The sequence below is a fragment of the Paraburkholderia sp. SECH2 genome, assembly GCF_030464795.1.
In the GTDB taxonomy this organism is placed as follows: domain Bacteria; phylum Pseudomonadota; class Gammaproteobacteria; order Burkholderiales; family Burkholderiaceae; genus Paraburkholderia; species Paraburkholderia aspalathi.
Genome location: NZ_JALPRH010000029.1, coordinates 1 through 26,886 on the forward strand (window position 1 = coordinate 1; position 26,886 = coordinate 26,886).

Here is a 26,886-nt window from a genome sequence, read left to right on the forward strand (position 1 = left end):
GGGGCAACGCTAATAGACCACTAACAAATCAAGGAAAGGCCAAAGCCCCAGGAACGTGGCCAAAAAAAGCGCCGCAAAGGCAAAAAAACCAAAATCACTTCCGTAAGGAATCCAGATCAACAACAAACCGATACTTAACATCACTCTTAAGCATCCGTTCAAAAGCGTCATTAATCCCCTGCATAGGAATCACCTCAATATCCGAAGTAATCCCATGCTCGCCGCAAAAATCCAGCATTTCCTGCGTCTCAGCAATCCCGCCAATCAACGACCCAGCCAGCCGGCGGCGCTTAAAGATCAGATTGAATACCTGCGGCGACGGATGGTCATGCTCCGGCGCTCCAACCAGCGTCATCGTCCCATCGCGCTTGAGCAGATTCAAAAACGGATTCAAATCATGCTGCGCAGCCACCGTATTCAGAATGAAATCGAAGCTATTGGCATGTGCGCCCATCTCCTCAGCATTCTTTGAAATGACAACCTCATGCGCACCAAGCCGCTTGGCATCTTCAATCTTCGACGGGGACGTCGTGAACAACACGACATGTGCGCCCATCGCACGGGCCAGCTTCACGCCCATGTGACCCAGGCCGCCAAGGCCGACAATCCCGACCTTCTTGCCAGGACCGGCGCCCCACGTGCGCAGCGGCGAATACGTCGTGATACCCGCGCATAGCAACGGCGCCACACCCGCCGGGTCGAGGTTCTCCGGCACGCGCAGCGTGAATGCTTCATCTACTACCAGTTGCGTCGAATAACCGCCGTAAGTGATTTGACCGTCAACCCGGTCCACGCCGTTGTACGTGCCGACAAAACCGTTTTCGCAATACTGCTCGAGACCTTCCTCGCAACTCGCACACGTGCGGCACGAATCGACCAGGCATCCCACGCCCACCAGATCGCCTGCCTTGTACTTCGTCACGTCCGGACCAACTGCCGTTACGCGGCCGACAATTTCGTGGCCCGGCACCACCGGGAAAACCGTGTTCTTCCATTCGTTGCGCGCCTGATGCAAGTCGGAATGGCACACGCCGCAAAACAGGACTTCCATCTGCACGTCATGGGCGCGCAGTTCGCGGCGCTGGATTTCGAACGGAGCGAGCGGCGCGGTCGCGTCGGTCGCTGCATAGGCGTAAGTCGTGCTCATGGGTAACTCCAGCAAAGAGGATGACGTCGCAAGGCGCCGGCGATGGGCGACACGCGTCGCCGATGCGGCCAAACCTTGTCATGGACCGGGATCAGGGCGCAGGCGGTGGTCGACGCTTTCACCGAAACGGTGAATGGATAACCGAGCCCGGCGCAGCGTGGAAATAGATGATCCGGTAGGGTTCCCATAGTAGGGGCCGGGAGCAAACCGGGGAATACCTGAATATCTTGAAGATTTGCCTAAAACTCCTGGCGATGAGCGCAGTAGGTCGTTTGGTGCTAAATTTCAAGCATTATTCTCTTGCGCGTCACTATACCGTCATGTCAACCCGTTCCGCTGAACCCGCCTCGGTCACTCATGATCCGGCCGAGCGCGGCCAGTCCGCTGGCGGCCCGGCCGATTCCGCCCAGCAGCGTCTGGTCGACCTGTTCGATTTGCTCGCGCCCAAACCGGGCGTGACGCGTTCGAGCTTCGAAGGCGTCAACCTGTTGCGCGCCAATAGTCCGATGCCGCGTATGCCCGTGATGTACGAGCCGAGCATCGTGATCGTCTGTCAGGGCCGCAAGCGCGGTTTTCTCGGCGATCAGGTGTTCCAGTACGACGCACAGCAATACCTGGTGCTGTCGGTGCCGCTGCCGTTCGAATGCGAAACCGAGGCGAGTCCGGAAGAGCCGTTCCTCGCGATCTCGGTGCGCGTCGATCTGACCATGGTGGCTGAGTTGCTGATGGCGCTGAACGAAACGCAAGGCGCGACGCAGAACGAGCCCCTCGGCATTTATTCGACGCCGCTCGACCCGGCTCTCTCCAATGCCGTGCAGCGTCTGATGGACGCGTTGGCCTCACCGCTCGATGCGCGGATTCTGGCGCCAGGCGTGGTCCGCGAAATCTGTTATCGCGTGTTGACGGGCGAGCAGGGCGATGCGATTCGCGCGGCACTCACGCATCAGAATCATTTCGGTCGCATCGCCAAGGCGTTAAGGCGCATCCACGCCGACTATCAGGGGCAACTCGACGTCGATACGCTCGCCTCTGAAGCGGGCATGAGCCTCGCCGTCTTTCATGCGCAATTCAAGGCCGTGACGGCGACCTCGCCGATGCAATACGTGAAGACCACGCGTTTGCATCACGCGCGTTTGCTGATGGCGCACGATGGTCTGAATGCAGGTGCGGCCGCGGCACGCGTCGGTTACGAAAGTGCGTCGCAATTCAGCCGCGAGTTCAAGCGTCTGTTCGGCCTGAGCCCGGTTGATGAAGTCAAGCGTATGCGCACCGTGTACGACGCACCGCCGCCGCCGCGCGTAGTCAAGCCGGTCCCGCGTTATGTGACCGCCGTATAAGCGCGCGTCCTCACGAAGCGTTATAGCCCGCTGAACCAGTTGTACCCCTGGTCTTCCCAATAGCCGCCAGGGTTCGTGTTGGTCACGAAAATCGCCGCGATGTGCTTCGGATTCTTGAAGCCCAGTTTGGTCGGTACGCGCAGCTTCAGCGGGTAGCCGTATTTGGCCGGCAGCGGCGCGTCGCGGAAATCGAGCGTGAGTTGGGTTTGCGGATGCAAGGCGGTCGCCATGTCGAGGCTCGAGTAATAACGGTCTGCACATTTGAAGCCGACATAGCGTGCGCTCAGATCGGCGCCGATGCGTTCGAGGAACGTGCGAAACGGCACGCCGCGCCATTGTCCGATCGCGCTCCATCCTTCGATGCAGATGTGCCGCGTAATCTGTGACGCCTGGGGCAAAGCGCGTAGTTGATCCAGATTCCACGTGCGCTTGTCCGACACCAGACCCGACACTTCCAGTTGATACGTCGAACCGTCGATATCCGGCGCGTCGAACTCCGGATAGAACGCGTTGAACGGGAACGGGTCGGTGATCTCTTTCGCCGAGTAGGTCGGCGCGAGCTTGTTGCGATCGAACAGCCACCCCTGCACCCGATCGTTCCAGCGCGACATGGCCCACAGCACCTTGTCGACCGAATCGCCGTCCTGCATGTTGCAACCCGAGAGCATCGCCAGCGCGCCGATCGAAAGCGACGAGCGCAGGAACAGGCGCCGTTGCAATCGTTCGATTTGCGGTTTGTGGTCGGCGAGGACAATGCGCGTGCCGCGCGAGTCTTTGCGTTCTGTGTCGCTCATGCCTCGCTCCTTTCGTGCGTGGACAGTGGGGCGCGGCCGGTCAACATCGGCAGCAACGTGCGCGGCACCAATAGCACCAGCGCCAGATGCACGACGACGAAACCCACCACGCCCGCCATCGCGACAAAATGCACGCGACGCGCGAAATCGAAACCACCGAATAGTGCGGTAAGCCACGAGAATTGCACCGGCTTCCAGATCGAAAGCCCCGACGCCACCAGCAGCACGCCAAGGAACAATACGAAGAGATAGAGCGCACGCTGCACCGCGTTATATTTGCCGGTATCGTGCGGCAGCTTGAACTGCATCGCCAATGCGGCATCGTGTACGACGTCGCGCGGATAAACAGGCAATAGCTTGCGACGAAAATGCCCGCGCCCGATGCCATACGCCAGATACAGCAGGCCGTTCGCGCACAGCAGCCACATGGCCGCGAAGTGCCATGCAATCGAGCCGCCCAGCCAGCCGCCTACGGTCGCCCACACCGGAAACTTGAACGGAAAGAAGGGCGACGCGTTATAGATCGCCCAGCCGCTCATCACCATGCAGACCATGGCAAACGCGTTGATCCAGTGCGTAATTCGTACGACGAGTGGGTGAACGATGAAGCGCGCTTGCGGTTCGGGCATGGTCAGAGATGATGAAACAGGGAAAAATATGAAAGCCGCGTCATTGAGGCACGCGGCTGTTCGAATGGCTAAAAAGCGAACGGTCGAAGAAACGCCGTATTACATCGGCGGCGTTACACCGTGCTCGCCCGCGGAGATGAAATTAGCCGCCATCGAGCCATCAGCTTCCTTGTGGGCGAACAGCACGACCTTCGCACCTGGCACCAGCAGCGCGCGATCACCCGGTTCGAGCGCGACGATAGGCACGTCTTGCGGAATCACGATTTTCTTTTCGCCGTCCTTGTACTTGACCGTGATCGTGCGGCCGTTGCTAACCACGAGCGAGCCCACCGTGCCGTTGGTCATCGTGCTGTTCGTGCCGAGGTCCCACGGGCGATGACCTTCGCCGGAGCCACGCATGCTGGCGGGGAATACGTGCACTTCGAGCGCCTTCAACGAGCCGTCGGGCTGCGGGATCGCGGCGGTGCCAACATAGCTGTCCGGCTTGATGTCGTTCACGTCGGCAATCGTCACGCCGCGAATCGGCGTGTCTTTGGCGAGCTTCACGTCGACGTCCTTGCCGTCGCGCGTGTGGACCTTGAGCACATCGCCCGAGAGCGATGTCACGGTGCCACGTACGCCGGTGGGCGCCGCGGTCTGAGCTTGTGCGGCGGATCCTGCTGCGAACAATGAGGCGGCGACGAGCGCGGGGGCAACGAAGGCGCGCATCGCATTAGCGGAGACAATCTTCATGAGTCTGCTCTGGGTGGGTGAAAGATAGCGTCAGGTTAGGCGCGCGATCGGCTCCGCCAAGTGACAGACGGATGACAAAAACGTCATGAACGGCGCGCCGCAGCCACGTAGAATGGCCGCCATATCCACGTCCACATTCATGACCCACGCCCACGGCGGCGCTCGGGGTCGGAAACCAGGCAATGAGCATCCTCGTCATCGAAGACGACCCGAAAACCGGCGACTACCTGAAGAAAGGCCTGCGCGAAAGCGGCTATGCGGTCGACCTTGCGCGCACCGGCACCGATGGGCTGCACATGGCGCTCGAGCACGCGTATGACCTCGTGGTGCTGGACGTGATGCTGCCCGGCATCGACGGTTGGGAAATCATGCGTGCGTTACGGGCGCGGCGCGATCTGCCGGTCATTTTTCTGACCGCGCGCGATCACGTCAGCGACCGCATTCGCGGTCTCGAGCTCGGCGCCGACGATTACCTCGTCAAGCCTTTCTCGTTCACCGAGCTGGTGTTGCGCATCCGCACGCTGTTGCGCCGTGGCGTGATCCGCGAGAGCGATGTGTTCGAGATCGCCGACCTCAAGCTCGACGTGCTGCGCCGCAAGGTGACGCGCGAAGGCGTCGAGATTCCGCTGACCAATAAGGAATTCATGCTGTTGCATCTGCTGGTGCGCCGGCAGGGCGAGGCGTTGTCGCGTACGCAGATCGCCTCGGAGGTGTGGGATATGAACTTCGATAGCGACACCAATGTGGTCGACGTGGCGATCAAACGGTTGCGCGCGAAGATCGATCATCCGTTTGAAAAGAAGCTGATTCATACGGTGCGCAGCATCGGCTACACCTTCGGCGACGGCGCATGAAACTGTGGACCGAACGTTCCTTGACGGCTCGCACCACGGTGCTGTTCGCCTCGATTGCGTGCGTGGTGATCGGCACGTTGGGCATGTATTTCTACCACTCAGCCGAGTTGTCACTGCAGCGCCGCGCGGACGTGGTGCTCACCGGCCGTGTCGAGCATTTCAGCCGCATCGTGCACGACCTCTATTCGGTCAGCGACTTGAAGAGCCGGCCGTTGCTGTTCGAGAGCATGCTTGGCGCGGAGCAGGACGTGCTGCTGTTTCGCCGTCCGGGCGAAGCGCCGTTTATCGACGTGAACCCCGGCAATGTCGCGGTGCCTGCGCTGCAGGCCGGCACCGCGGAGCACTTGCCGACGCTCTCGGACATTCGACAGACCATGCTGCCGGACGGCGTGCCGGTTCATTGGGCAATCGCTACCGTCAAAGCGCGTGAGGATGGCAGCGAAGTCGAAGTGATCGCCGCGCATCCGATGACCCAGGAAATGCGGATGCTGGCCGCCTACCGCAACCGGATTGTGCTGGCCACGCTGACCGGCATGCTGGCTGCCACGCTGCTTGCCTATTACGTGCTGCGCCGCGCGTTGCGGCCGGTGCGCGAGATCGCCACGCGGGCGGCGCAGATCAGTCCGGCAAGTTTGTCGGTGCGGCTCGACAGCGAGGCCGCGCCAGTCGAATTACGCCAGCTCACGCATGCCTTCAACGCCATGCTCGACCGTCTTGCCGATGGCTACCAGCGCCTCTCGCAGTTCTCCGCCGATCTGGCGCATGAGATTCGCACGCCGGTGGGCGCCTTGATCGGCCAGACCCAGGTCACGCTCGCCAAACCGCGCGACGTCGATGAATATCAGCAACTGCTCGAATCGAATCTCGAGGAGCTGAGCCGCCTGAGCCATATCGCGGAGAACATTCTGTTTCTCGCGCACGCGGACCATGCGGCGCTTTCCATCGACCGTGAGCCGGTCGATCTGCGCGATGAACTCGTCAGGATCGCAGACTATTTCGAAGGCCCCGCCGATGAACGCGGCATGCGCTTTACCGTCGAGGCCCAGGGCGTGGTGTCGGCCAATCCGATGTTATGCCGGCGAGCGATCAACAATCTTGTCGTGAATGCGGTGCGATACGGCGCGGACGATACGGTAGTGCGGTTGAGGGGCACACAGGACGAGCAGGGCGCGACTGTGGTGGTGGAAAACGACGGTGCGCCAATTCCCGGTGAGCAACTGGACCGCCTGTTTGACCGTTTCTACCGCGGAGATGCGGCACGCAGCGAGTTCACCGAATCGAGCGGGCTGGGGCTCGCGATCGTCAAGGCAATCATGCATCTGCACGGCGGCACGGCGCGCGTGGTGTGTCCGGTGCCGGGCGTGGTGCGCTTCGAATTGCGCTTTCCGGGCGCTTAGCTTAGCGGGTTGTTTGCGTGGCTGACGTTGGGTCCGGCGCATGGCAGCACACGCAGAGCTTGTTGCCATCGGGATCGCGAAAGTAGGCGCCGTAATAGTCCGCGTGATACTGCGGTCGCAAACCCGGCGGACCTTCGCAGGCGCCGCCGTGAGCAAGCGCCGCAGCATGCGCGCGATCGACCGTGGCGCGGTCCGTGGCCAGCAGGGCCAACATCTGGCCGTTGCCGACGGTGGCAGGACGACCGTCATGGGGCCCGCTGATCACGAACAGCGGCCGCGGCGCGTCTGCTGGCATCCAGCCGGCCCAGCACGCATCCTCATCACGGAACTTGAGCCGCAGTCCTAGTGTTTCCATCAGCACGCCATAGAAGCCGAACGCGCGCTCGAAATCCGTAATGCCGACGAATACGTGGGAAAGCATCAGTGTCGCTCCTCGTTTGTTTTGCAGGCCGACCCAGGCCGGGCCGGATACCGTTACAGCGCAAACCGGTAATGCCGATACCGGGATGATCGCGCAACTGGTTGCGGCAGCGCGCGGCGGATACGATGAAACATCTCATCCTAATCGTCGGGAAAACCGCTATGAAACGCTTCCACATTGCTTTGGCCGTTACCAGCCTCGAGGCTTCCGTCGACGATTACAGCGCCCGTCTTGGCCAGCCGCCCACGGCCGTGGTGCCGGGCCGTTACGCGATGTGGCGAACCGAACTGCTCAATTTTTCGATCAACGAGATGCCGGACAAAGGTGGGCAGCTTCGGCACGTCGGCTTCGAGGACGACTCTGTAGACGGTTACTCGAGCAGCAAGGACGTAAACGGCCTCGAATGGGAGCTGTTTTCGGCGGAAGAGCAGGATCGGCGAATCGTCAGCACTTACGGCGAGGCCGTGCGAACCGACAAAGGCTGACATGCTTTTCTGCGCGGATGCAACCTGAATGCCTGTGCCTGATGGTGCCTCGCGCGACCCGATGTGCCCCCATGCTCTTCGGCACAGCTTCACGACCGCCGCCCTATACTTGCTGAAGTGCTTGACGAGCCGATGCCTTTCACAGCGCTTTGCCGGCCCGGCAAAGCGGATCCATTGTCCTCACTTCACCCAGGGAGTCGCGCCATGGTCAAACTCGCTCTGTACGTTCGTCTTGAAGCCAAACCCGGCAAGGAACAGGATGTCGAGGCCTTTCTGCTGAGCGGCTTGCCGCTCGTCGAGGAGGAGCCTGCTACCAGCGCCTGGTTCGGTCTCAAGCTTGGACCGACCACCTATGCCATTTTCGACGCTTTCCCCGACGAAGCTGGCCGCGAGGCGCATCTGAACGGCAAGGTGGCCGCTGCGCTAATGGCGAAGGCCGGCGAGCTATTCGCCACGCCGCCCAGCATCCACAAACTCGATGTGCTGGCATCCAAATTGCCAGGCTGATTGAGCTGCCAATCCGCTGACACGGCGCGGCCTTTTCAACAATCGAATTACACCGTACCAACGTGCGAGGCCGTCGGGCGTTAGTCGCTCGACGCGTCCGCAGACGGACGGTTCGCATAGTGCGCGTGCTTTTCCTCATACATCAGCAGATCGGCGCGTTGCACACCGGCTTCGAGACGGTCGCCGCGCTGGCATGTCGCCGCACCCATCGAAAGACTCAGCAGCGAGCCCGGATAAAACTGGTTGTTCAGATCGACCAACTGGCGGATTGCATCGACCATCGCGGCGCCGCCACGCTCGTCGGTGTCCGGCATCAGGATCGCAAACTCGTCGCCGCCGATGCGCGCGGCGTGAAACGGCGCGTCCGTCGCTTTGGCGAGGACTTCGCCGGCTCGCCGTAACAGCGCGTCACCGGCCGCGTGGCCGAGCTGGTCGTTCACGCGTTTGAGGCCATTCAGATCGGCCATGATGATCGTCACCGGCCACGGACCCTTGCGCTCCAGCCGGTTCAGTTCATCCACGTAAAAGGAACGGTTGCGCAGCTTGGTCAGCACGTCATGCTTGCCAAGGAACTCCAGATAAGCTTCGGCCTTCTTGCGCGCCGTGATGTCGGTGAGGGCCACCAGCACCAGGTCCCAATTCTTTTCATGACCCGGTAGTACGGAGAACTGCAGGTGCACATGCACCTCGTTGCCGTCGAGCGAATAGTTGAGCACTTCGCGCTGCTGGAACAGCTTGCCGTCCCATAGATCGATCAGCTGCTCGCGGAAATGTGGCCGCATATCGTCGCGGAAAACGTCCGGCAGGCGCGCCAGCAGCGTTTTCTTGTCTTTTGCCACGAACATGTCGAGCGTGTGCTGGTTCACGTCGAGTACGTGGATTTCCTGCATGCAGCGCTCGACAAACTCGGGATGCACGTCGGTAAACACGCGGAAATCGCTGATGCCGGCGGAGCGCGCGTCGTCGAGCAGACGCTTGACCGCGCTGAAATCTTCCACCCACAACGAGACCGGCGAATATTCGAACAGACCGCGCACATACTGTTCGGCGAGCGCGACGCGATGCCGCGCGCCTTCGAGTTCGGTAATGTCTTCGACCGATACGAGCACGCGGTCCCAGCGGTCTTCATGACCGGGTAGCACGGCGCCCTTGAGCAGCACGTCGAGGCGGCGTCCGCCGAGCGTGTAGTTGACCGTCTGGCTCGTGAAATGCGCCTGGCCAGCCCACAGTTGACATAGCTCCTCGAGGTGAGTCTTGAGCATGTCGTCGCGGAACACGGAGGCGAGATTGCTGGTGAGCGCGTCGAAATCGGCGGCCTCGAATTGCGTCAGCGTTTTCTGGTTGACCTTGATGACGCCGATGCTATGTGCGCATTCGGCGACAAGGGCTGGATATTGGGCGAAATGGGCACGCAGATCGGTCACGCCTTCTGCCCGCCATTTGTCGAATAGCGCGCGCACGCCGCTGAAGTCTTCGAGCCAGAGCGAGACAGGCGCGAGTTCGAACATTTCGGAATCGTCGTTGGCGGGCGCTGAGCCGCTTCGGAGGGTGTCCTGCATGAGATTCCCGTGGTCGGAGTTCCGGCTATTCTAAAGCGGCTTGGATTCGGCTCAAAAGAAAGACGCATGGCGCATATTTTTCGCGCCGATCCATTCACGAAGATAACGGCGTGGTTCGCAGGGACTTTAGACTGCGCGGCGGCATGTTCGCAACAGGATCTTTTGACTGTGACCGCCCGTGATCGACCGCCAGCAGGGCCGCGGGCGGCTTGTTACACTCACTGGTCGCATCCTCCGTCCCTCGTCGTCTTAAGAAAAAACACCCGTCATGAAGCCATCCCTGCTGGTTCTGATCCCCTTGAAAGACGCAAGCCGCGCCAGCGTCGAGACTGTTTTCGACGTCGTCTATGCACCCGATGGCGCCCAACGGACCGCCGCGATCGCCACGCATGGCGAGACGATCCGCGCCGTACTGACTAACGGCACAACCGGGCTGACGGCCGCGGAAATCGACCAGATGCCGCAGCTCGAGTTTGTCAGCGCGCTCGGCGCCGGCTATGAAAACCTGGCCGTCGACCACGCCCGTTCGCGCGACCTCGTGCTCGTGAACGGCGCCGGTACCAACGATCACTGCGTGGCCGATCACGCGTTCGCCTTGCTGCTTGCGGTGGTGCGCGACGTGCCGCAACTCGATCAGGCCACCCGCAAGGGCGCCTGGCGCGACACGTTGCCGATGCACCCCAACGTGTCCGGCAAGCGGCTCGGCATAGTCGGGCTCGGCAATATCGGCGAGAAGATCGCGCGGCGTGGCGCCGGGTTCGATATGGAAATCGGTTATCACAACCGCAAACCCCGCGAAGGCTCGCCGCTGCGCTATTTCGACAGCGTGCAGGGTTTGGCGCAATGGTGTGACTTTCTGGTGGTCGCGACGCCCGGCGGCGCCGGTACGCGTCATCTGATTGACAAGCCGGTGCTGGACGCACTCGGGCCGGACGGTTTCGTGGTCAACGTCTCGCGCGGCAGCGTGGTGGATACCGCTGCTTTAGCGGATGCGCTTGCCACCGGCGCGATCGCCGGCGCGGGTCTCGACGTCTATGAGAGCGAGCCGCATCCGCCTGAGGCCTTGCTGACGCTGCGCAACGTAGTTCTGACGCCGCATGTGGGCGGCCGCTCGCCGGAGGCGATCACGGCTTCGGTCGACAATTTCCTCGCCAACGCCAGACGGCACTTTGCCGGCGAGGCGGTATTGACGCCGATCTGACATTTGAAGGCAAACTGAAACCATCAGCCCAGCGGATAGTTTCTCTCACAAATCGCGATTTCCCTTGTAGGCCCGTGGCGAATAGGATGGTCGGTATCAAACCCACCTCGCTTCGACACAGCCGGAGCCGCGACGGAGATCCCGCATGGAACACCACGCCCGCACGCAGGACGAACGGCTCGAGATCAAGACGACCACCTGCTACATGTGCGCCTGCCGCTGCGGCATCCGCGTGCATCTGCGTGAAGGGGAAGTTCGCTATATCGACGGCAACCCCGAGCATCCGCTGAATCAGGGTGTGATCTGTGCGAAGGGCGCCTCGGGCATCATGAAGCAGTACTCGCCCGCGCGCCTGACCCAGCCGTTGATGCGCAAGGCCGGCGCGGAGCGGGGCAGTGCGCAGTTCGAGCCGGTGTCGTGGGAGGTCGCGTTCGACGTGCTCGAAAAGCGCCTCTCCGCGATTCGCGCCACCGATCCGAAGAAATTCGCGCTGTTCACCGGCCGCGACCAGATGCAGGCGCTGACCGGCCTCTTCGCCAAACAGTTCGGCACGCCTAATTACGCGGCGCATGGCGGCTTCTGCTCGGCCAATATGGCGGCCGGGATGATCTATACGATCGGCGGCTCGTTCTGGGAGTTCGGCGGCCCCGATCTCGACAGCGCGAAACTCTTCTTCATGATCGGCACGGCGGAAGATCATCATTCGAATCCGCTCAAGATCGCCATTTCGAAGTTCAAGCGCGCGGGTGGGCGCTTTATCGCAATCAATCCGATCCGTACCGGCTATGCGGCGATTGCCGACGAATGGGTGCCGATCAAACCCGGCACCGACGGTGCGCTGTTCATGGCGTTTCTGCACGAACTGATCGCGGCCGACGCCTGGGATCACGAGTTCGTGCAGCGTTATACGAACGCGGCGGAGCTGGTCGATCTCGATGAAGCCAGCGAAAACTTCGGCCTGTTCGTGCGCGATCCGGATAGGCCGGTTGGCAATCCGCTGTTTCCGCAGAACCATCTCTGGTGGGATGCCGCAGCCGCGCGTGCCGTGCCGCACCATGCACCCGGTGTGACGCCCGCGCTCGACGGCCGCTATACGCTCGCGGACGGCACGCCGGTCACGCCGTCGTTCGCCTTGTTGCGCGAACGCGTGGCCGATTGCACGCCCGAGTGGGCCGCGGAGATTACGGGCATTGCCGCGGACACGATCCGGCGCCTCGCTGGCGAAATGATTCAGACGAGCCGCGATCACCGGATCACGCTGCCGATCCAATGGACCGACGCGTGGGGCAAGTCGCACGAGACCGTCACCGGCAATCCGGTCGCTTTTCACGCGATGCGCGGGCTAGCCGCGCATTCCAACGGCTTCCAGTCGATCCGCGCGCTGGCGGTGCTGATGTCGCTGCTGGGCACGATCGACCGCCCTGGCGGCTTTCGTCACAAGTCGCCGTTCCCTCGCGCGGTGCCGCCATCGGCGAAACCGCCGAACAGTCCGGATGCCGTCAAGCCGAACACGCCGCTTGCCACCGGCCCGCTCGGCTGGCCCGCCGCGCCCGAAGACCTGTTCATCGACGAACACGGCGGTCCGGTTCGCATCGACAAGGCCTTCTCCTGGGAATATCCGCTTGCCGTGCACGGCGTGATGCATAGCGTGATCACCAATGCCTGGCGAGGCGATCCCTATCCCATCGACATGCTGCTGATTTTCATGGCCAACATGGCCTGGAATTCGTCGATGAACACGATGAAGGTGCGCGAGATGCTCGCCGACAAGCACGCGAACGGCGAGTACAAGATTCCGTTTCTCGTGGTGTGCGACGCGTTCCAGTCAGAGATGACGGCATTCGCCGATCTGATCCTCCCGGACACGACCTATCTTGAACGGCACGACGCGATGTCGATGCTCGACCGGCCGATCTCCGAATTCGACGGTCCGGTGGATTCCGTGCGCGTGCCGGTCGTGCCGCCGACGGGTCAATGCAAGCCGTTTCAGGAAGTGCTGATCGAACTCGCTTCGCGCCTCAAGTTTCCGGCCTTCACGACGGCCGAGGGCACGCGCCGCTTCCGGGACTATCCCGACTTCATCATCAATCACACGACGACGCCTGATTCCGGCGTGGGCTTTCTGATCGGCTGGCGCGGCAAGGACGGCGACAAGGCGCTGGTCGGCGAGCCGAATCCGCAGCAGTGGGAACAATATGCAAAGAACAACTGCGTGTTCCATTACCGCTTGCCGGAGACGCTCCAATACATGCGCAACTGCAACGGGCCGTATCTCGACTGGGCAGTGAAAAACGGCTTCCGTAAATTCAACGAGCCGATCCTGATCCAGTTGTACTCCGACGTCATGCAGAAGTTCAGGCTTGCAGCGCAAGGCCGCAGGAGCGGCAGGCAGCCGCCTGAACACCTGCGGGCGCGGGTCGAAAAGTATTTCGATCCGCTGCCGTTCTGGTATGCGCCGCTCGAAAGCGATTCGACCGATCTCACGCGTTTTCCGCTGGCCGCGGTGACGCAACGGCCGATGGCGATGTACCACTCGTGGGATTCGCAGAATGCGTGGCTGCGGCAGATTCATGGCGAGAACTATCTCTACATGAATCCGTTGATGGCAGCCGAAAACGGCATTGTCGACGGCAGCTGGATCTATGCCGAATCGCAATGGGGCCGCGTGCGTTGCATGGCGCGCTTTAGCGAGACCGTCGAGCCGGGGACTGTGTGGACCTGGAATGCGATCGGCAAGGCGTCGGGCGCATGGAACCTCGGCGCGGGGGCGAACGAATCGCAGCGCGGCTTCCTGCTCAATCACCTCATCACCGACGAGTTGCCCGGTCGCGACGAAGCCGCCGCGCGTCTCTCGAATTCGGACCCGGTGACAGGCCAGGCCGCGTGGTACGACGTGCGCGTGCGCGTCTATCCGGCGGAAGCGGATGCGCGCCATACGCTGCCGCAGTTCGGTGCGATGCCCGCGTTGCCGGGATCGAACGGAGTGATATCGCGGGTCGTGCAGACCTATTTCGCGGGGCGCGGCGAATTCGCGGCACGGCTGCGCGGTGCGGTGGGGCGCAAGTGATGCAGGATTCGCACGCGAGCAAGGCGAAACCCGGGCACGGCAGAACCGCGGGCAGCGCGCGAATAACGCAGTAAAGCAGCAAGGAGCCTTCAATGACTCAAATGGCGTTAGTGATCGACCTGAACGTGTGCGTGGGATGCCAGGCTTGCGTGACGAGCTGCAAGGAGTGGAATACGTCGGGTGAGTCGGGCAGTCTCGCCGATCTCAATCCGTACGACGCCGATCCGTCCGGCACCTTCTTCAATCGCGTGCAGAGCTTCGAGGCCGGCAGCTACCCGAACGCCGACACGATCCACTTCCCGAAGTCGTGCCTGCACTGCGAGGACCCGCCGTGCGTGCCGGTGTGTCCGACCGGCGCCAGCTACAAGCGCAAGGAAGACGGTCTCGTGCTGGTCGATTTCGACAAGTGCATCGGCTGCAAATACTGTGCGTGGGCGTGTCCATACGGTGCGCGCGAGCTCGACGAAGCGCGCAAGGAGATGACCAAGTGCACGCTATGCGTCGATCGCATTCACGATGAAAACCTCTCCGAGCGCGACCGGCAACCCGCGTGCGTGCTCGCGTGCCCGACTTCAGCGCGACTGTTCGGCGATATTCACGATCCGGAGTCGGTGGTGTCGAAGGCAATTGAGGAACGGGGTGGGTATCAGTTGATGCCTGAGTGGAACACCAAGCCGGCGAATCACTATTTGCCGCGCATTACGACGTCGGCATCGGGTTGCGGCAGCGATGCATGCTCGTGCAAGGGCGCGGGCACGGCGCTTGAGACGCCCGAATCGCTCGAATCACTTGATGCGCCACTCGAACACGGCCAACTGCATCTTGCGTCGATGGCGACGCGTATCTAAAGGACCTCGCGATGAATCCGGCTTTTTCAGTGGTTTTTCTCACTACATTGAGCGGCGCGGCGCAGGGCCTGCTGATCGCGCTCGTCGGCGTGGAGACGGCCGCGCATCTGGGACTCGTCACGGCGCCCGCGGATGCGTTCTATGTCACTGGCGCGGGCGTGTCGGTCGTGTTGGGTGGCCTTGGGCTGATCGCCTCGTTCTTCCATCTCGGGCATCCGGAGCGCGCATGGCGCGCGGTCGCAATGTGGCGGACGTCGTGGTTGTCGCGTGAATGTCTGTGCCTGCCGGCGTTTCTCGCCTGCGCGTTTTTCTACGGCGTCGCGCACGAGTTCGGCTCGCCGTGGTCGCTGGCGATAGGTTGGCTCGGCGTGCTGGCGAGCGCCGCGCTGTTCGTCTGTTCGGCGATGATCTACGCATGCCTGCGCTTCCTGCAGGAATGGGCCACGCCGCTTACGCTGGTCAACTTCGTGCTGCTCGGCTGCGCGTCCGGCTTCACACTGGCGACGGCGCTGACCGCGTGGTTCGCGCCCGCGCTGACAGTTGGGCTCGCGGTCTGTGCCTGCGTGTTGACGCTCGCGGGCTGCGCGAGCCGCTCGGCATCGCTCGTGCGCAATGCACGCTTACGGCCGAAGTCCACCGTGCAAAGCGCGACGGGCATCCAGAATCCGAAGCTCGTGCAAATCTCGCGCGGCTTCACCGCCGGCGCGTTCAATCTGCGTGAGTTCTTTCACGGCAAATCGGCGGGGACGCTGCGCGGCGTCAAGTGGGGGTTCCTCGCGGCCGCGTTTGCCGTGCCAGTTGTGCTGATGGCGCTGGGCGCGGGCCTGCATTCGATCGGTGTCTCACTCGGCTTGCTGGCCGCCGCATGCCTGGTGCAATACGCCGGCCTCGTGGCGGAACGCTGGTTCTTCTTCGCCGAAGCGAAGCATCCGCAGAATCTGTATTACGCGCGAGTCGGTTGACGCGTGGGTTGGCGCGGCCGTCCGATATCGGCGGCCGCGTCTGCGTAGCGGCGAGCTGTCATTCACCCGCACGCGCCGACTTCACCACACGCGGTACAGAAGTCGCAGCCATCCTTGCGAATCACCGCATTCGCTCCACACGAACCGCATTTTCGACCGAGCATGGTGTGCAAGCCTTGCATACCGCCGGGTTGCAGCAAGGCGGCTTCGTTAGCCTCGCCAGGCGGCGGACGGATGCCGAAATCCGCCGGTAACGCAGTCTCGGCCTTCATCTGCCCGCGCGGCAAACGCGCCAGCATGCGCGACGGCACCTGATTGCCTTCGGCATCGAGAAAGCCGCGACGATGCAGAATCTGCTGGATCGCAAAGGCGAGCGCCGCCACTTCGGAGTCATGCCAACGCGGCGTGCGGTGACCGTCGAGACGTTGCACCTCGCCGAGCCGCACCTGCCCACGATCCCATGACACCTTGCGCATATCCTGCAGGTTGCGCGCGACAAAACCCCCGCGTGCCGCGAGCGACAGCGAACGCATCGTCGCCGTGATCCATTGCTGCGATTCGTCGCGCTGCCCGGTCGGAATGAAGAATTCGATGGGGCGTTCAATCGTGACTTCTTCACCGCCCAGCCGTCCCGTCACTTCGATGAACGACACCGCCACGTAAAGCGACTTCTTGCCGGCTTGTGTCAGGTACTCGACCTTTTCGATGATCGCCGGCAATTCACCCTTGGGCCGGTGATCGATCGCGATCCGCAGCGGATCCTGATCGGTTTCGGTCAGCGTATCGTCTGCTTGCGGCGGCGGGCTGACGCTCAGCACCGCGCCGAGCGTTTCATTCGGACGGTAGGTGGCGAGACCTTTGAGACCGTTTTTCCACGCGTCGAAATAGAGGCTTTCGAACGCTTCGAACGGATAATCCGCCGGCACGTTCACCGTCTTTGAGATTGACGTGTCCACGTACGGCTGCACGGCGGCCATCATGTCGAGGTGATCGCGTGCCGACATTTCGAGTGCGCTGACGAAGTAGTCCGGCAGGTTTTTTACATCGCCGCCGAGCTCGCGATAAAGGCGATACGCGTAGTCTTCGACATCGAACGACTCGCGGCCCCCGTCGGCCATCACCTTCATGCGCGTGTAGGTCCACGAGAAGGCCGGCTCGATGCCGTTCGAGGCGTTGTCCGCGAATGCGAGACTGACGGTGCCCGTCGGCGCGATCGATAGCAAATGGCTGTTACGGATGCCGTCCTGGCGTATCGCATCCTTGATGTCGTCAGGCAGGCGCGAGGCGAACGTGCCTGCTTCCAGATAGCGTGCGGCGTCGAACAACTCAAACGCGCCACGTTCGCGCGCCAGTTCCACCGACGCCCGATAGGCCTCGTCGCGCATCAACTGGGCGATGCGCACCGCGAAGTCGCGGCCTTCCTGCGAGTTGTAGCGCAGGCCGAGCATCACCAGCGTATCGCCCAAGCCGGTGAAGCCCACGCCGATGCGCCGCTTGGCACGCGACTCGTCATATTGCTGTTGCAGCGGCCATAGCGTGACGTCGAGCACGTCGTCGAGAAAGCGCACCTGGATGCGGGTGCGCTTGGCGAGCCCGTCCCAGTCGAACGAAGGCTTGCGGCCTTTCATTTGCGCGAACGGATCGACCACGAAACGCGTGAGGTTCAACGGTCCGAGGTTGCAGCAGCCGTAGGCCGGCAGCGGTTGTTCGCCGCACGGATTGGTGGCGCGGATGGTTTCGACGGCCCGTAGATTGTTGTCCTCGTTCATGCGCGAGATGAATACGATGCCGGGCTCGGCGACGTCGTACGTGGAGCGCATGACGCGGTCCCAGATCTCGCGTGCCGGCCGTTCGCTATAGACCCACAGGCCGTCCTCGCGTTGCCGCACATCGCCGGCCGCGCGTAGCGCAGGCGAAGGCTCGGCACGGTGCACGAGGGGCCAGGGCTGATCTTCTTCGACAGCGCGCATGAATTCGTCGGTGACGCCCACCGACACGTTGAAGTTGTTCCAGCGGCCTTTCGAATGCTTCGCCTCGATGAACTCGATCAGATCGGGGTGATTGCAGTCGAGCACGGCCATTTGCGCACCGCGCCGCGAGCCGGCGCTTTCCACGGTCCGGCACGAGGCGTCGAACACGTCCATATAACTGCACGGTCCGGACGCCGACGAACTGGTGGTATGAACGCGGGCGCCCTTGGGCCGGATCGCGGAGAAGTTGTAGCCAACCCCGCCGCCGCGGCGCATCGTCTCGGCGGCTTGCAGCAGCGCCACGTAGATGCCGGGCAGGCCCTGTTCGTCGACCCCCTGAATCGCGTCGCCGACCGGTTGCACGAAGCAGTTGATGAGCGTGGCGGCGATGCCCGTGCCCGCCGCGCTCATGATGCGCCCGGCGCCGAGCGCGCCGTGCCGCAGATTGTCGGCAAAGAGCGCTTCCACCGACTCGCGCAGGGCTTCCGGTTCCGCCTGAGCGACGCCGCGGGCGACGCGTTTGAATACGTCGTCGGCCGACTGCTCGTCGCCTTTGGCGTATTTCTCGAGCAGGACGTCCAGAGAGAATTGTTGCGGTGCAACTAGCGGGGCGGGAGAAACCGCTGCGGCGCGGGGTTCGTGCGTGTCTTCTGCCATGGTGTCGCCTCTCGTTTGCCGCGAGACGGCTGCGGCGCGTTCGAATGGGATGCGGGGCATTCATTTAACGCTGCGCGTCTGACCGGCGTGGTGGCCTGGCGCATCGAGGGTCACCTTAACGCACGTGGCCCGGGGCCGCAATCGGGCTTTTGGGGGCGGGACTGCAGAGTGGCTGCCGGCCAATGCCAGCGGCCTTTCGCAGCAGCGTTATGACATACAGGCAGTGAGTTGACGAGCGGCGCCGGGCGTGTTGGAGAGCGGCTGAAAAAGCAGATAGCGCGACGGTGAGCCTGCGCCAGTAAATTTCGAAGGGGGCCTACGACGGCAGCGGCCGTAAGCTCACGGCAGCCACATGTCGTCGAGGCAAAGGCAGAAAAACGTCAGGCTTCAACCAGTTCGCCCAACACTTCAGCACAAATCATTGCAGAAGCATTCGAAGGCGCCGGCCGTTCAGCCGGTTTGAACACCGCGTCGCCGCGGCGAATCTTGCGGCGTGTCACCGCGCACGTTCCCGACGTATGCGCCGAGCGCCGCCGCCAACGCTGCTCGCCGTAATGACAGCGCCCCGGTTCGACCCAGCGGATCACCAGCGTGGTGTCGGAGCGCTCGAGAATTTCGATGCGTACGCCATTGGTTCCGTCAAGGGGGATGGACTCTAAGGTCATCATCGTCGGCTCCGTATTGTGGTGTGCCGAATGTAGTCCCGCGCGCGGCGGATAGCCATTGTGCCGCGGTTGAAACACTGTTCCCCAAATAGCAACAATGAAACTTGACATTCGCGCTTACCCGAAACGGCGGGGCTTTGCGGGCGATATGCGCGGTGAATTTGCGATAGCGTGGATTTTTGCAACGCAGTGTTGTACGCAGTGCGACGAGCATGCGGCCTGCGAAGGGCGCCGGTGCTTCCTTTAAGATGTGGTTATTGATGAGCAACCGTGCGACGCAAGTGTAGCGGGTTTGGATTTTTCTGGTCGGCACGCGCGCATATCCACAAGAACTCAAGAGCCCACATGATTTCACGCCCCCCCGTAGCGCCACCCGAATCGCCGACACCGCCTGATTGCCTGAAAAAGCAGAAAGCGGCTTCACTCGTCCTGTATATCGCACTCGTGTTGCTGGCGCTGTGGGTCGTGCGCGAGTTCATCGCGGTGGCGGCCTGGGCGGGCGTCATTGCGATCGCGCTATGGCCGCTTTTGCAAAAGGCGGAAGGCTGCCGCTGGCTTGCCGGCCGCACGACGCTGATCGCCGCGGCGCTAACCCTTGCGATCGCATTGCTAGTGGTCCTGCCGGTGGGTATCGGCATTGCCCAGGCGTTGCGCGAAGCCCATGACATGAATGAGTGGTTCAAGGCCGCGCAGGAAAACGGTATTCCGATGCCGGACGTCATCCAACGCTTGCCGTACGGCGTGCAACAGATCTCAGCCTGGTGGCAGGCCAATCTCGCCCAGCCGCTGCGCGATTCGGCGGCAATGAAGGGGCTGCACAGCACCACGGTGATGACGCTAGGCCGCCACTTCGGTGCGCGCGCGGCGCACGGCGTGATGGTGTTCGCGTTCATGCTGGTCACGCTGTTCGTGATCTTTCAGGCGGGGCCGCGTCTGTCCGGCTCGCTGATGAAGGGCGTGCGGCGCGGCTTCGGCGAGGACGGCGCGCAGTTGCTCGCGCGCATGGCCGCGGCAGTACGCGGCACGGTGTCGGGGCTGGTGGTGGTCGGGCTCGGCGAGGGCGTGCTGATGGGCGTCGCCTATTTCGTGACCGGCTTACCGCACGTCGCGCTGCTCGCGCTCGTCACGGCGATTGCCGCGATGCTGCCGTTTTGCGCGCCGCTCACGTTCGGCCTCGCGGCCCTGTGGCTGTTCTCGCAAGGCTCGGTGGCCGGGGCCATCGGGCTTGCGGTGTTCGGCTCGGTTGTGGTGTTCGTCGCCGAACACTTCGTGCGGCCGGTGCTGATCGGCAACTCGACGCGATTGCCTTTCCTGCTCGTGCTATTCGGCATTCTCGGCGGGGCGGAGACGTTCGGTTTGCTCGGCCTTTTCATCGGGCCCGCGCTTATGACCGTTCTGGTGGTGCTGTGGACCGACCTCGTGCAATAGTTGCACGCACTTGTTGCACGCACATTGCCGGCGCAATCAGGATTGCTGATTTGCCGGCTTATTTTTCCTGATTACTTGTCCTGATCGCGCGCCGACTGTTTGACGCAGCCCAGCGTGTATTTCAGCGCGGCAGGCAGTAGTGCGCTCCAGACATCCCAGGTGTGGCCGCCGTCGATGATGCGCAGCGCCGCCGGATTCCCCGCCAGCCGAAGATGCGTGTAAAGCGATGACGCGTCGGCCTGGATCGCCAGGTCGTCGTCGCCGGCGGCGATGAACATCGGCAGACGATACGGCTGGCTCATGTAGCGCTCCCATTGCGCCGGATAGTTGAGCGCATGCCAGACGTGCGGATCGAACTGCCGGTCGCCGAACACGCCGACGCGGCGCGCCGCCGAAGCAAGCGGCGGCTCGTTCGCATAGATCGCGGGGCTCAGCAGGAGCGCACCGCAAAAGTGCTCGGGTTGGGTCATGGCGTAGCGCAACGCGCCGAAACCGCCCATCGAAACGCCGCCGATCATCCGCCCGCTTCGCTGAGTCGCGACCGCGTAGCGCGTTTCGATCTCAGGCAGCAGATCGCTGAAGAACGCCGTCTCCATCTTCTCCTTGCGATCAACGTACCAGTCCGTGCCGCCCTGCGGCATGACGATCGCGACCGGCGGCATCTCCTTGTGCTCGATCAGTGCGTCGGCGGTGGTTTGCAAATGGCCTTGCGTGAGCCAGTCGTTGGCGTCGCCATTGTTGCCGTGCAGGAGGTAGAGCACGGGAATGCGTGCGGCGTCGTGACGATAGCCGGTGGGCAGATAGATCGTGTACGCCCAGTCGCGGCCGAGCGCTTCGGAATGGAAGCTTCGGCTGATGACGGTGCTGGCGCTCGCCGGCGCGCCGACAGTGGTGCATAGCGCCAGGAGCGCGGAATGTAGGAATAGACGCATGTCAGAGTAAGAGGCCGCCGCGCAGGTCGCGCGCGGCCGTCATGCTATCAGGATCGGCAGTGAAAAATTGGCAGGCGGCAACACAGCAAAAGCTCGCGCGCGCATGCGCACGCCGCTTACTCAGGGCGACGTTCTGAGACGCAAGCTCCAGAGGTGCGTCGCGAAGCGCTTGAGCGGCTCAGATGCTCTCGCAACGGTGAACAGCGCACCGACTGCACATGCATCCGCTATCAGCCCGAGGGGATAGTTCAGATAGCCGTCAGTCGCCGCATACAGCACCGAGTCGACCACCAGCGAGATCACGGCGCCCGCGATAAAGCACAGCAGCCCTTTGCGGCCGATCATGCCGACCCACGGCATCCATTGAGCGAGCTTTCTTGCCCAGCCGAGCTGGATCAGGTTCGCGACGAGCCAGGCAATCGCCAGAAAATTGACCGCGCGCAGATAGGAGAGGTTTTGCTTGAAGCTGGCATCGAGCGGCTCCCGTTCGATAAAGAGCTTGTAGTAGGCCGCGGCGGCGACCACGGCGAACGCCAGCACGCTGACCAGCCAGCCGAGACGGTGCGCGCTGATCCGCTGATAAACCGGCTGGCAACGTGCCAGCACGCCGAGCACGAACAGCAACTGCCAGGCAAACGGGTTGAAATCCCAGTGCATGTCCGGCGCGGCGGGCAGGTAGGCGTCGATCGCCGGTGCGCCTGCCCACAGCGCAACGCTGCCGGCCAGCAGCAGCCACGGCTTGCTGCGCGCGAGCGGCAGGATCATCGGCACCAGCAGCGCGAAGAACGCGTACATCGGCAGCACGGAAGCGAGATAGGGCTGACGGCGGAACAGCAAGATGTCGCGCAGGGCGGCCACGGGGGTATCCATCAGATCGTCGAGATCCGTGGTGGCGAGATTCGGGCCGTCGATACTGAACGCGGTCAGCACCGCGCTGACCAGCAGCATCAAGCCGGCCGTGATGAGGAAGGCGCGATAGATTTCGAGCGAGCGCCGCAGGAAGCGGCTGCGCGCGGTCGCCTCGTTACGCCGTTCGGCGAGCGCCGCGTAGGCCGTCGCGGTGGCGAAGCCGCCGAGGAACACGAAGACTTCAGCGGCATCGCACAGTGCGTAGGCGTGCAGCGTGACGCGCGACAGAATGCTGCCGCCGATGTGATCGACGACGATGATCAGGAGGACCAGCCCGCGGAAAAAATCGAGCTCGATCAAGCGGGATTGCGACTTTTGCATTGTGTAGTGCCAAAAGCAGCCCCGTGCGACGGCGCGCTAGTTCAGCGCAGCAGGCGTCTCACAAAGCTTTTGAAATTGGATTAGGTGTTGCGGCGGGCGGCGGACTGATGGATGCGCGACCCGCGGGGCGGTCATCCGTGTCGCCGCTTGAACCGGCCATGCCAGGCGCGGCTTCAGAGGCCAGTAAAAATGACCCATTTGAGGGCGCAGAGTTCCGCTGCAGCGCCGCAAAAGCTTTCGATTATATTTCCTTCCATGACAAAACTGCTGCGAAACCCGCAAGGCCGACGCGCCTAATGCGGCACCCAGCTTAAGTCCCGACGGCGCGGCGCCGTTTACCTGAATAAGCGTTGCGAAAAAAGGGGCTGCCCCAGGCAGTGGAGATTTCGCAACGTTTTGAGATATGCGCGCGACACCTGATGGACGGCGACGTAACGGCGTGTGAGGATTTCTTCAAAGCGCGTCGGGGTCGCTAAACGCCTCGAGAAGCGTCAATAAGAAAGCGGTCGGATCGAGTTGTCCCATTACTCGAGCTCAGGGAGATCTTCATGAACAAGCAAGTGTTCGCGCTGGCTGTCTCCACTGCTTTGTCCGCCACTTCGTTAGCGATTTTCTCCCTGCCTGCTTTTGCCCAGACGAGCGTGACGCTGTACGGCGTGCTCGATGAAGGCATCAACTACACCAACAATGTCGGCCGCGGCCATGTCTATGAACTCGCGAGCGGCTATGCGCAAGGCAGCCGCTGGGGTTTGAAGGGCGCCGAGGAGCTGGGCGGCGGCCTGAAGGCGATCTTCCAGCTTGAAAACGGCTTCGACGTCAGTTCCGGGCGGCTCAACCAGGGCGGCCGGATGTTCGGCCGCCAGGCGTTCGTCGGTCTGAGTTCGGAGCCATACGGCACCTTGACGTTCGGCCGCCAGTACGACTCGGTGGTGGACTATCTGGCACAGACCACGGCCAACGGCAACTGGGCCGGTTCCCTGTTCTCGCACCCGTACGATAACGACAACACCGATAACTCGTTCCGTCTCGACAACAGCGTCAAGTACACCAGCCCGTCGATCTCGGGCTTCCAGTTCGGCGGCGTCTACAGCTTCAGCAACGACACCGGCTTCGCCAACAATCGCGCCTACAGTTTCGGCGGCCAGTACACCTATGGCGGACTGCTGGTTGCCGCGGCCTATCTGCAGGCCGACAATCCCGGCAACGGCTCAAACGGCGCGATCACCGCGAACGACGCCAGTTTCATCGCCGCCCGCATGCGCGTGTTCGGCGGCGGGATCACTTATACCTTCGGCCCGGCCACGGCGGGCTTCGTGTACACCAACTCGAACTATCTGGATCCGACCGGCAACGGCTATCTCGGCGTGACGCCGCTCGTGCCGCCGGGCGTGCTGTTGAACTCGCTGAAGTATCAGAACTTCGAGGTGAACGGCAAGTATCAGATTTCGCCAGTGCTGTTCGTCGGCGCGCAGTACGTCTACACGATGGAAACCTACGACGCCACGAGCGGCGGCGTGAAGCCGAAGATTCATTCGTTCGGCCTGATGGCGGACTACAACCTGTCTAAACGCACCGATGTGTACATTCAGGGCGAATACCAGCAGGTGACCGGCGACCCCACCTATTCGATTCTGGACGACGCCTTCACGCCCGGCACGCAGTCGCCGTCATCGACGTCGAAGCAGGTCGTGGTGCGCGCGGCGATACGGCATAAGTTCTAGGAGATGGCAGGGCTCGCCGGTGGTGGGCTGAATGATGACTGCTGAGCCCTGGCGCGATGGATATCGCTTCCCGTACGACGGGAGATCAATTCATCACGTAGTTCTGAATCAGAATCCCGACTGCCACGCCGGCGGGAATGCCGAACGTTCTACCGCGAATAGTCGCGGTTAGATCTTCATCGAGTACGAAACTGCAGCGGCGTTCACGCCAGACGGTCTTATAAGCCAATGGTTTTGCATCGACGATAACGAGCGAAATGAGCACGGTGAGGATGACCTGTTCCAAAGCATGCAGTTTCGCGATAAACGGCGAAAAATCACCAGCATTGCACAGCAATACCATTACGACTGCAGCGATCAGGGCGCCGAAAAAGAAGCCACCCATGAATCTGTTCGCTGAATTAAGAGAATCCACTTAAACCTCAAATCATTCGCCGGCTTTATGAAGCTGACGAAGTAAAAAAATATACTGACGGAAATGGTTTGCCCGTTCAAAGACCTGCCTCGCAATGACCGGGAGGCAGGTAGGCTTTAAAAGGACCCGTAAGGATATTTTTTTGACGTTCGCCGACATATCGTCCTTTTCCCAAAGTCGCGTGGGATTAGTCTGAAATGCCGCGGCTTGTGGCGAGGCAACGCTTACGCGCAGAACAGATTCAACTTTGCGTACTGCAACAACATGATTGTCTTCCCGTCGACGATCTCGCCGCGCTCGACCATCGCCAGCGCTTCGTTCACCGGTAGCTCCAGCACCTCGATATCTTCGCCCTCGTCGGCAATGCCGCCGCCCGCGCTGACTTTCGCCACCGCATCATATTCAGCGACGAAAAAGTGCAGCTTTTCTGTCACCGAACCCGGGCTCATGAAGGCTTCGAACACCTTGCGCACTTCATGCACGCGGTAGCCGGTTTCCTCTTCGACTTCGGCGCGAATCCGTTCTTCGGGCGAGGCTGCTTCCAGCAGACCCGCCGGCGCCTCGATCAGCATGCCGTGATGACCGTTGACGAACGCCGGTAGTCGGAATTGCCGCGTCAGCACCACCGTGCGGCGGCGCGGGTCGTATAGCAACAGCGTCGCGCCGTTGCCGCGATCGTAGGTTTCGCGGCTCTGGCGCTGCCAACGGCCGTCCGCGCGTTGGTAGTCGAAGGTGGTTTTCTTCAGCACGTACCAGTCGTCCGATAGCACTTTCACGTCGACGATCCGCACCCGCCCGGCGATTTCGTTCATGGCTCGCATCCTGTTCCATTGGGAAACGCGGTCTGCACCGCATGCAATTTATGGTATCGTGCAATATCGTGCAAAAACAAGAAATTTCGTGCAGTTAGTCAAAATGCTTCCGGGATGACCACCGTGCTCACATCGCAAAGAAAACAGTTGATCCTTGACGCGCTCAAGCGTGACGGGCAGGTGATCGCCAGGACCTTGAGCGTCGAGTTCGACGTCTCGGAGGACACCATCCGCCGCGATCTGCGCGAGCTCGCCGCCGAGGGGCAGCTTCAGCGCGTGCATGGCGGCGCCTTGCCGGCGTCGCCGGCAGCGGTGGATTTTGCCGGGCGCGAGCGCATCGAATCGGCGTCGAAAGCGGCGATCGGCCGGGCGGCGGCGGGCATGATCGCGCGTGGGCAGATTGCGTTCATCGACGGCGGCACGACGGCCGTGCAACTGGCGCGTCACTTGCCGCGCGACTTGCGGGCGACGATCGTCACGCACAGCCCGAGCATCGCCGTCGAACTGGCTGAGCACGCCGAGCTTGAGGTGATCATGATCGGCGGGCGTCTGTTCCGGCATTCAATGGTCAACGTGGGCGCGGCAGCTATCGAATCGCTCAGCCACATTCGCGCTGACTTCTACTTCATGGGCGTCACGGGCGTGCATCCGCAAGCGGGCCTGAGCACCGGCGATATGGAGGAGGCCTACGTGAAGCGCGCGCTCGCGGAACATGCGGCGGAAACCGTGGTGCTGGCGTCGGCGGAAAAACTCAATGCGGCGTCGGCGTACAAGATCGCGGACGTGTCGGCGGCCAGCACGATCGTCGTCGAGCGGAACACACCGGAGGTGCTGACCACGCCGTTCGAAGCATTGGGGATCACGATTCTGCGTGCTTAGTAGGTACGTTTTAGTAAGTACGCTCGCGACAAAATAGCGGCCATCGTTGATCAGCGACAGATAACAGAAAGTGCAATAAACCCACTGTTATAACGATTCATACCCAATCCGTTATTTGCGAGATAGCTGACAAAAAATGACGCACCGTGCGTCTAAACAGCGAGATAATCCCGGCCCTTGGCCCTCTGTCGGGCAGGGAAAAGGCAACTCACGGTAGTTCAAGGTCAATCAGATCGA

Annotated in this window: 24 protein-coding genes; 12 read left to right on the forward strand and 12 right to left on the reverse strand. The window is 62.1% G+C overall.

The window, feature by feature from the left end; genetic code table 11:
• Nucleotides 1–94: 94 nt before the first annotated feature.
• On the reverse strand, nt 95–1,147 hold the full coding sequence (locus tag M0D66_RS32160) for an NAD(P)-dependent alcohol dehydrogenase (protein ID WP_093638487.1): 1,053 nt from the start codon (nt 1,145–1,147) through the stop codon (nt 95–97).
• A 320-nt stretch (nt 1,148–1,467) separates the two neighbouring features.
• On the opposite strand from M0D66_RS32160, the gene M0D66_RS32165 reads away from it, so the two are divergent.
• Nucleotides 1,468–2,484, forward strand: a complete 1,017-nt coding sequence (locus tag M0D66_RS32165; protein WP_093638830.1) for an AraC family transcriptional regulator — start codon at nt 1,468–1,470, stop codon at nt 2,482–2,484.
• A 20-nt stretch (nt 2,485–2,504) separates the two neighbouring features.
• Here M0D66_RS32165 and M0D66_RS32170 read toward each other — a convergent pair whose 3' ends face one another.
• From M0D66_RS32170 to M0D66_RS32180, 3 genes are all read right to left on the reverse strand, one after another.
• The gene (locus M0D66_RS32170; RefSeq protein ID WP_093638490.1) at nt 2,505–3,278 is read right to left on the reverse strand and encodes a molybdopterin-dependent oxidoreductase; all 774 of its coding nucleotides are present in this window, start codon (nt 3,276–3,278) and stop codon (nt 2,505–2,507) included.
• Nucleotides 3,275–3,907: a cytochrome b/b6 domain-containing protein gene (locus M0D66_RS32175; RefSeq protein ID WP_093638495.1), complete on the reverse strand. Its 633-nt coding sequence runs from the start codon at nt 3,905–3,907 to the stop codon at nt 3,275–3,277. The genes M0D66_RS32170 and M0D66_RS32175 overlap by 4 nt, the downstream gene beginning before the upstream one ends.
• A gap of 99 nt (nt 3,908–4,006) precedes the next feature.
• Nucleotides 4,007–4,639, reverse strand: a complete 633-nt coding sequence (locus M0D66_RS32180; protein ID WP_054036450.1) for a hypothetical protein — start codon at nt 4,637–4,639, stop codon at nt 4,007–4,009.
• Between the two features lie 182 nt (nt 4,640–4,821).
• Here M0D66_RS32180 and M0D66_RS32185 point away from each other — a divergent pair, with 182 nt between their 5' ends.
• Entirely contained in the window at nt 4,822–5,493 is a 672-nt protein-coding gene (locus M0D66_RS32185) for a heavy metal response regulator transcription factor (protein WP_093638501.1), read from the forward strand.
• Complete coding sequence (locus M0D66_RS32190) at nt 5,490–6,890, forward strand: heavy metal sensor histidine kinase (RefSeq protein WP_266212547.1); 1,401 nt, start codon at nt 5,490–5,492, stop codon at nt 6,888–6,890. Before M0D66_RS32185 ends, M0D66_RS32190 begins: the two co-directional genes overlap by 4 nt.
• A gap of 1 nt (nt 6,891) precedes the next feature.
• Here the strand turns inward: M0D66_RS32190 and M0D66_RS32195 are convergent, their stop codons facing one another.
• Complete coding sequence (locus tag M0D66_RS32195) at nt 6,892–7,311, reverse strand: VOC family protein (protein ID WP_266212548.1); 420 nt, start codon at nt 7,309–7,311, stop codon at nt 6,892–6,894.
• A 161-nt stretch (nt 7,312–7,472) separates the two neighbouring features.
• Here M0D66_RS32195 and M0D66_RS32200 point away from each other — a divergent pair, with 161 nt between their 5' ends.
• Nucleotides 7,473–7,796 carry a hypothetical protein gene (locus M0D66_RS32200; RefSeq protein ID WP_266212549.1) on the forward strand — a complete coding sequence of 108 codons (324 nt, stop codon included), beginning with the start codon at nt 7,473–7,475 and terminating at the stop codon, nt 7,794–7,796.
• A gap of 204 nt (nt 7,797–8,000) precedes the next feature.
• Entirely contained in the window at nt 8,001–8,303 is a 303-nt protein-coding gene (locus tag M0D66_RS32205) for a putative quinol monooxygenase (RefSeq protein WP_093638511.1), read from the forward strand.
• An 80-nt stretch (nt 8,304–8,383) separates the two neighbouring features.
• Here M0D66_RS32205 and M0D66_RS32210 read toward each other — a convergent pair whose 3' ends face one another.
• Nucleotides 8,384–9,862 (reverse strand): diguanylate cyclase, encoded by a 1,479-nt coding sequence (locus M0D66_RS32210; RefSeq protein WP_266212550.1) that lies wholly within the window; start codon nt 9,860–9,862, stop codon nt 8,384–8,386.
• Nucleotides 9,863–10,130: 268 nt separating this feature from the next.
• Here M0D66_RS32210 and M0D66_RS32215 point away from each other — a divergent pair, with 268 nt between their 5' ends.
• The 4 genes from M0D66_RS32215 to M0D66_RS32230 all read left to right on the forward strand — a co-directional run bounded on the left by M0D66_RS32215 (nt 10,131) and on the right by M0D66_RS32230 (nt 15,940).
• Nucleotides 10,131–11,063: a 2-hydroxyacid dehydrogenase gene (locus tag M0D66_RS32215; protein WP_266212551.1), complete on the forward strand. Its 933-nt coding sequence runs from the start codon at nt 10,131–10,133 to the stop codon at nt 11,061–11,063.
• A gap of 145 nt (nt 11,064–11,208) precedes the next feature.
• Complete coding sequence (locus M0D66_RS32220; protein WP_266212552.1) at nt 11,209–14,130, forward strand: molybdopterin-dependent oxidoreductase; 2,922 nt, start codon at nt 11,209–11,211, stop codon at nt 14,128–14,130.
• Between the two features lie 92 nt (nt 14,131–14,222).
• Nucleotides 14,223–14,978: a 4Fe-4S dicluster domain-containing protein gene (locus M0D66_RS32225; RefSeq protein WP_266212553.1), complete on the forward strand. Its 756-nt coding sequence runs from the start codon at nt 14,223–14,225 to the stop codon at nt 14,976–14,978.
• A gap of 11 nt (nt 14,979–14,989) precedes the next feature.
• Nucleotides 14,990–15,940, forward strand: a complete 951-nt coding sequence (locus M0D66_RS32230; protein WP_266212554.1) for a DmsC/YnfH family molybdoenzyme membrane anchor subunit — start codon at nt 14,990–14,992, stop codon at nt 15,938–15,940.
• Nucleotides 15,941–16,002: 62 nt separating this feature from the next.
• Here the strand turns inward: M0D66_RS32230 and M0D66_RS32235 are convergent, their stop codons facing one another.
• Nucleotides 16,003–18,567 (reverse strand): adenosylcobalamin-dependent ribonucleoside-diphosphate reductase, encoded by a 2,565-nt coding sequence (locus tag M0D66_RS32235; protein WP_266212555.1) that lies wholly within the window; start codon nt 18,565–18,567, stop codon nt 16,003–16,005.
• 380 nt (nt 18,568–18,947) lie between these two features.
• Nucleotides 18,948–19,232, reverse strand: a complete 285-nt coding sequence (locus tag M0D66_RS32240) for a DUF3331 domain-containing protein (protein ID WP_028197253.1) — start codon at nt 19,230–19,232, stop codon at nt 18,948–18,950.
• Nucleotides 19,233–19,577: 345 nt separating this feature from the next.
• On the opposite strand from M0D66_RS32240, the gene M0D66_RS32245 reads away from it, so the two are divergent.
• Nucleotides 19,578–20,660, forward strand: coding sequence for an AI-2E family transporter (locus M0D66_RS32245; RefSeq protein WP_266212556.1), 1,083 nt, complete (start codon nt 19,578–19,580; stop codon nt 20,658–20,660).
• Nucleotides 20,661–20,731: 71 nt separating this feature from the next.
• Here M0D66_RS32245 and M0D66_RS32250 read toward each other — a convergent pair whose 3' ends face one another.
• Nucleotides 20,732–21,592: an alpha/beta hydrolase family protein gene (locus tag M0D66_RS32250; protein ID WP_266212557.1), complete on the reverse strand. Its 861-nt coding sequence runs from the start codon at nt 21,590–21,592 to the stop codon at nt 20,732–20,734.
• A 120-nt stretch (nt 21,593–21,712) separates the two neighbouring features.
• Entirely contained in the window at nt 21,713–22,822 is a 1,110-nt protein-coding gene (locus M0D66_RS32255) for an OpgC domain-containing protein (RefSeq protein WP_266212558.1), read from the reverse strand.
• A 548-nt stretch (nt 22,823–23,370) separates the two neighbouring features.
• Between M0D66_RS32255 and M0D66_RS32260 the strand changes: the two genes are divergently transcribed.
• Nucleotides 23,371–24,543, forward strand: a complete 1,173-nt coding sequence (locus M0D66_RS32260) for a porin (RefSeq protein ID WP_200619212.1) — start codon at nt 23,371–23,373, stop codon at nt 24,541–24,543.
• A gap of 85 nt (nt 24,544–24,628) precedes the next feature.
• Here M0D66_RS32260 and M0D66_RS32265 read toward each other — a convergent pair whose 3' ends face one another.
• Nucleotides 24,629–24,928 (reverse strand): hypothetical protein, encoded by a 300-nt coding sequence (locus tag M0D66_RS32265; RefSeq protein WP_234486661.1) that lies wholly within the window; start codon nt 24,926–24,928, stop codon nt 24,629–24,631.
• A gap of 254 nt (nt 24,929–25,182) precedes the next feature.
• On the reverse strand, nt 25,183–25,770 hold the full coding sequence (locus M0D66_RS32270; RefSeq protein ID WP_200619213.1) for an NUDIX domain-containing protein: 588 nt from the start codon (nt 25,768–25,770) through the stop codon (nt 25,183–25,185).
• 123 nt (nt 25,771–25,893) lie between these two features.
• On the opposite strand from M0D66_RS32270, the gene M0D66_RS32275 reads away from it, so the two are divergent.
• Nucleotides 25,894–26,649 carry a DeoR/GlpR family DNA-binding transcription regulator gene (locus M0D66_RS32275; protein ID WP_093638836.1) on the forward strand — a complete coding sequence of 252 codons (756 nt, stop codon included), beginning with the start codon at nt 25,894–25,896 and terminating at the stop codon, nt 26,647–26,649.
• Nucleotides 26,650–26,886: the final 237 nt, after the last annotated feature.

Coding starts and splice junctions, on each gene's coding strand:
- M0D66_RS32160 (WP_093638487.1), bottom strand. CDS start 1,147: ATGAGCACGACTTACGCCTATGCAGCGACCGACGCGACCGCGCCGCTC.
- M0D66_RS32165 (WP_093638830.1), top strand. CDS start 1,468: ATGTCAACCCGTTCCGCTGAACCCGCCTCGGTCACTCATGATCCGGCC.
- M0D66_RS32170 (WP_093638490.1), bottom strand. CDS start 3,278: ATGAGCGACACAGAACGCAAAGACTCGCGCGGCACGCGCATTGTCCTC.
- M0D66_RS32175 (WP_093638495.1), bottom strand. CDS start 3,907: ATGCCCGAACCGCAAGCGCGCTTCATCGTTCACCCACTCGTCGTACGA.
- M0D66_RS32180 (WP_054036450.1), bottom strand. CDS start 4,639: ATGAAGATTGTCTCCGCTAATGCGATGCGCGCCTTCGTTGCCCCCGCG.
- M0D66_RS32185 (WP_093638501.1), top strand. CDS start 4,822: ATGAGCATCCTCGTCATCGAAGACGACCCGAAAACCGGCGACTACCTG.
- M0D66_RS32190 (WP_266212547.1), top strand. CDS start 5,490: ATGAAACTGTGGACCGAACGTTCCTTGACGGCTCGCACCACGGTGCTG.
- M0D66_RS32195 (WP_266212548.1), bottom strand. CDS start 7,311: ATGCTTTCCCACGTATTCGTCGGCATTACGGATTTCGAGCGCGCGTTC.
- M0D66_RS32200 (WP_266212549.1), top strand. CDS start 7,473: ATGAAACGCTTCCACATTGCTTTGGCCGTTACCAGCCTCGAGGCTTCC.
- M0D66_RS32205 (WP_093638511.1), top strand. CDS start 8,001: ATGGTCAAACTCGCTCTGTACGTTCGTCTTGAAGCCAAACCCGGCAAG.
- M0D66_RS32210 (WP_266212550.1), bottom strand. CDS start 9,862: ATGCAGGACACCCTCCGAAGCGGCTCAGCGCCCGCCAACGACGATTCC.
- M0D66_RS32215 (WP_266212551.1), top strand. CDS start 10,131: ATGAAGCCATCCCTGCTGGTTCTGATCCCCTTGAAAGACGCAAGCCGC.
- M0D66_RS32220 (WP_266212552.1), top strand. CDS start 11,209: ATGGAACACCACGCCCGCACGCAGGACGAACGGCTCGAGATCAAGACG.
- M0D66_RS32225 (WP_266212553.1), top strand. CDS start 14,223: ATGACTCAAATGGCGTTAGTGATCGACCTGAACGTGTGCGTGGGATGC.
- M0D66_RS32230 (WP_266212554.1), top strand. CDS start 14,990: ATGAATCCGGCTTTTTCAGTGGTTTTTCTCACTACATTGAGCGGCGCG.
- M0D66_RS32235 (WP_266212555.1), bottom strand. CDS start 18,567: ATGGCAGAAGACACGCACGAACCCCGCGCCGCAGCGGTTTCTCCCGCC.
- M0D66_RS32240 (WP_028197253.1), bottom strand. CDS start 19,232: ATGACCTTAGAGTCCATCCCCCTTGACGGAACCAATGGCGTACGCATC.
- M0D66_RS32245 (WP_266212556.1), top strand. CDS start 19,578: ATGATTTCACGCCCCCCCGTAGCGCCACCCGAATCGCCGACACCGCCT.
- M0D66_RS32250 (WP_266212557.1), bottom strand. CDS start 21,592: ATGCGTCTATTCCTACATTCCGCGCTCCTGGCGCTATGCACCACTGTC.
- M0D66_RS32255 (WP_266212558.1), bottom strand. CDS start 22,822: ATGCAAAAGTCGCAATCCCGCTTGATCGAGCTCGATTTTTTCCGCGGG.
- M0D66_RS32260 (WP_200619212.1), top strand. CDS start 23,371: ATGAACAAGCAAGTGTTCGCGCTGGCTGTCTCCACTGCTTTGTCCGCC.
- M0D66_RS32265 (WP_234486661.1), bottom strand. CDS start 24,928: ATGGGTGGCTTCTTTTTCGGCGCCCTGATCGCTGCAGTCGTAATGGTA.
- M0D66_RS32270 (WP_200619213.1), bottom strand. CDS start 25,770: ATGAACGAAATCGCCGGGCGGGTGCGGATCGTCGACGTGAAAGTGCTA.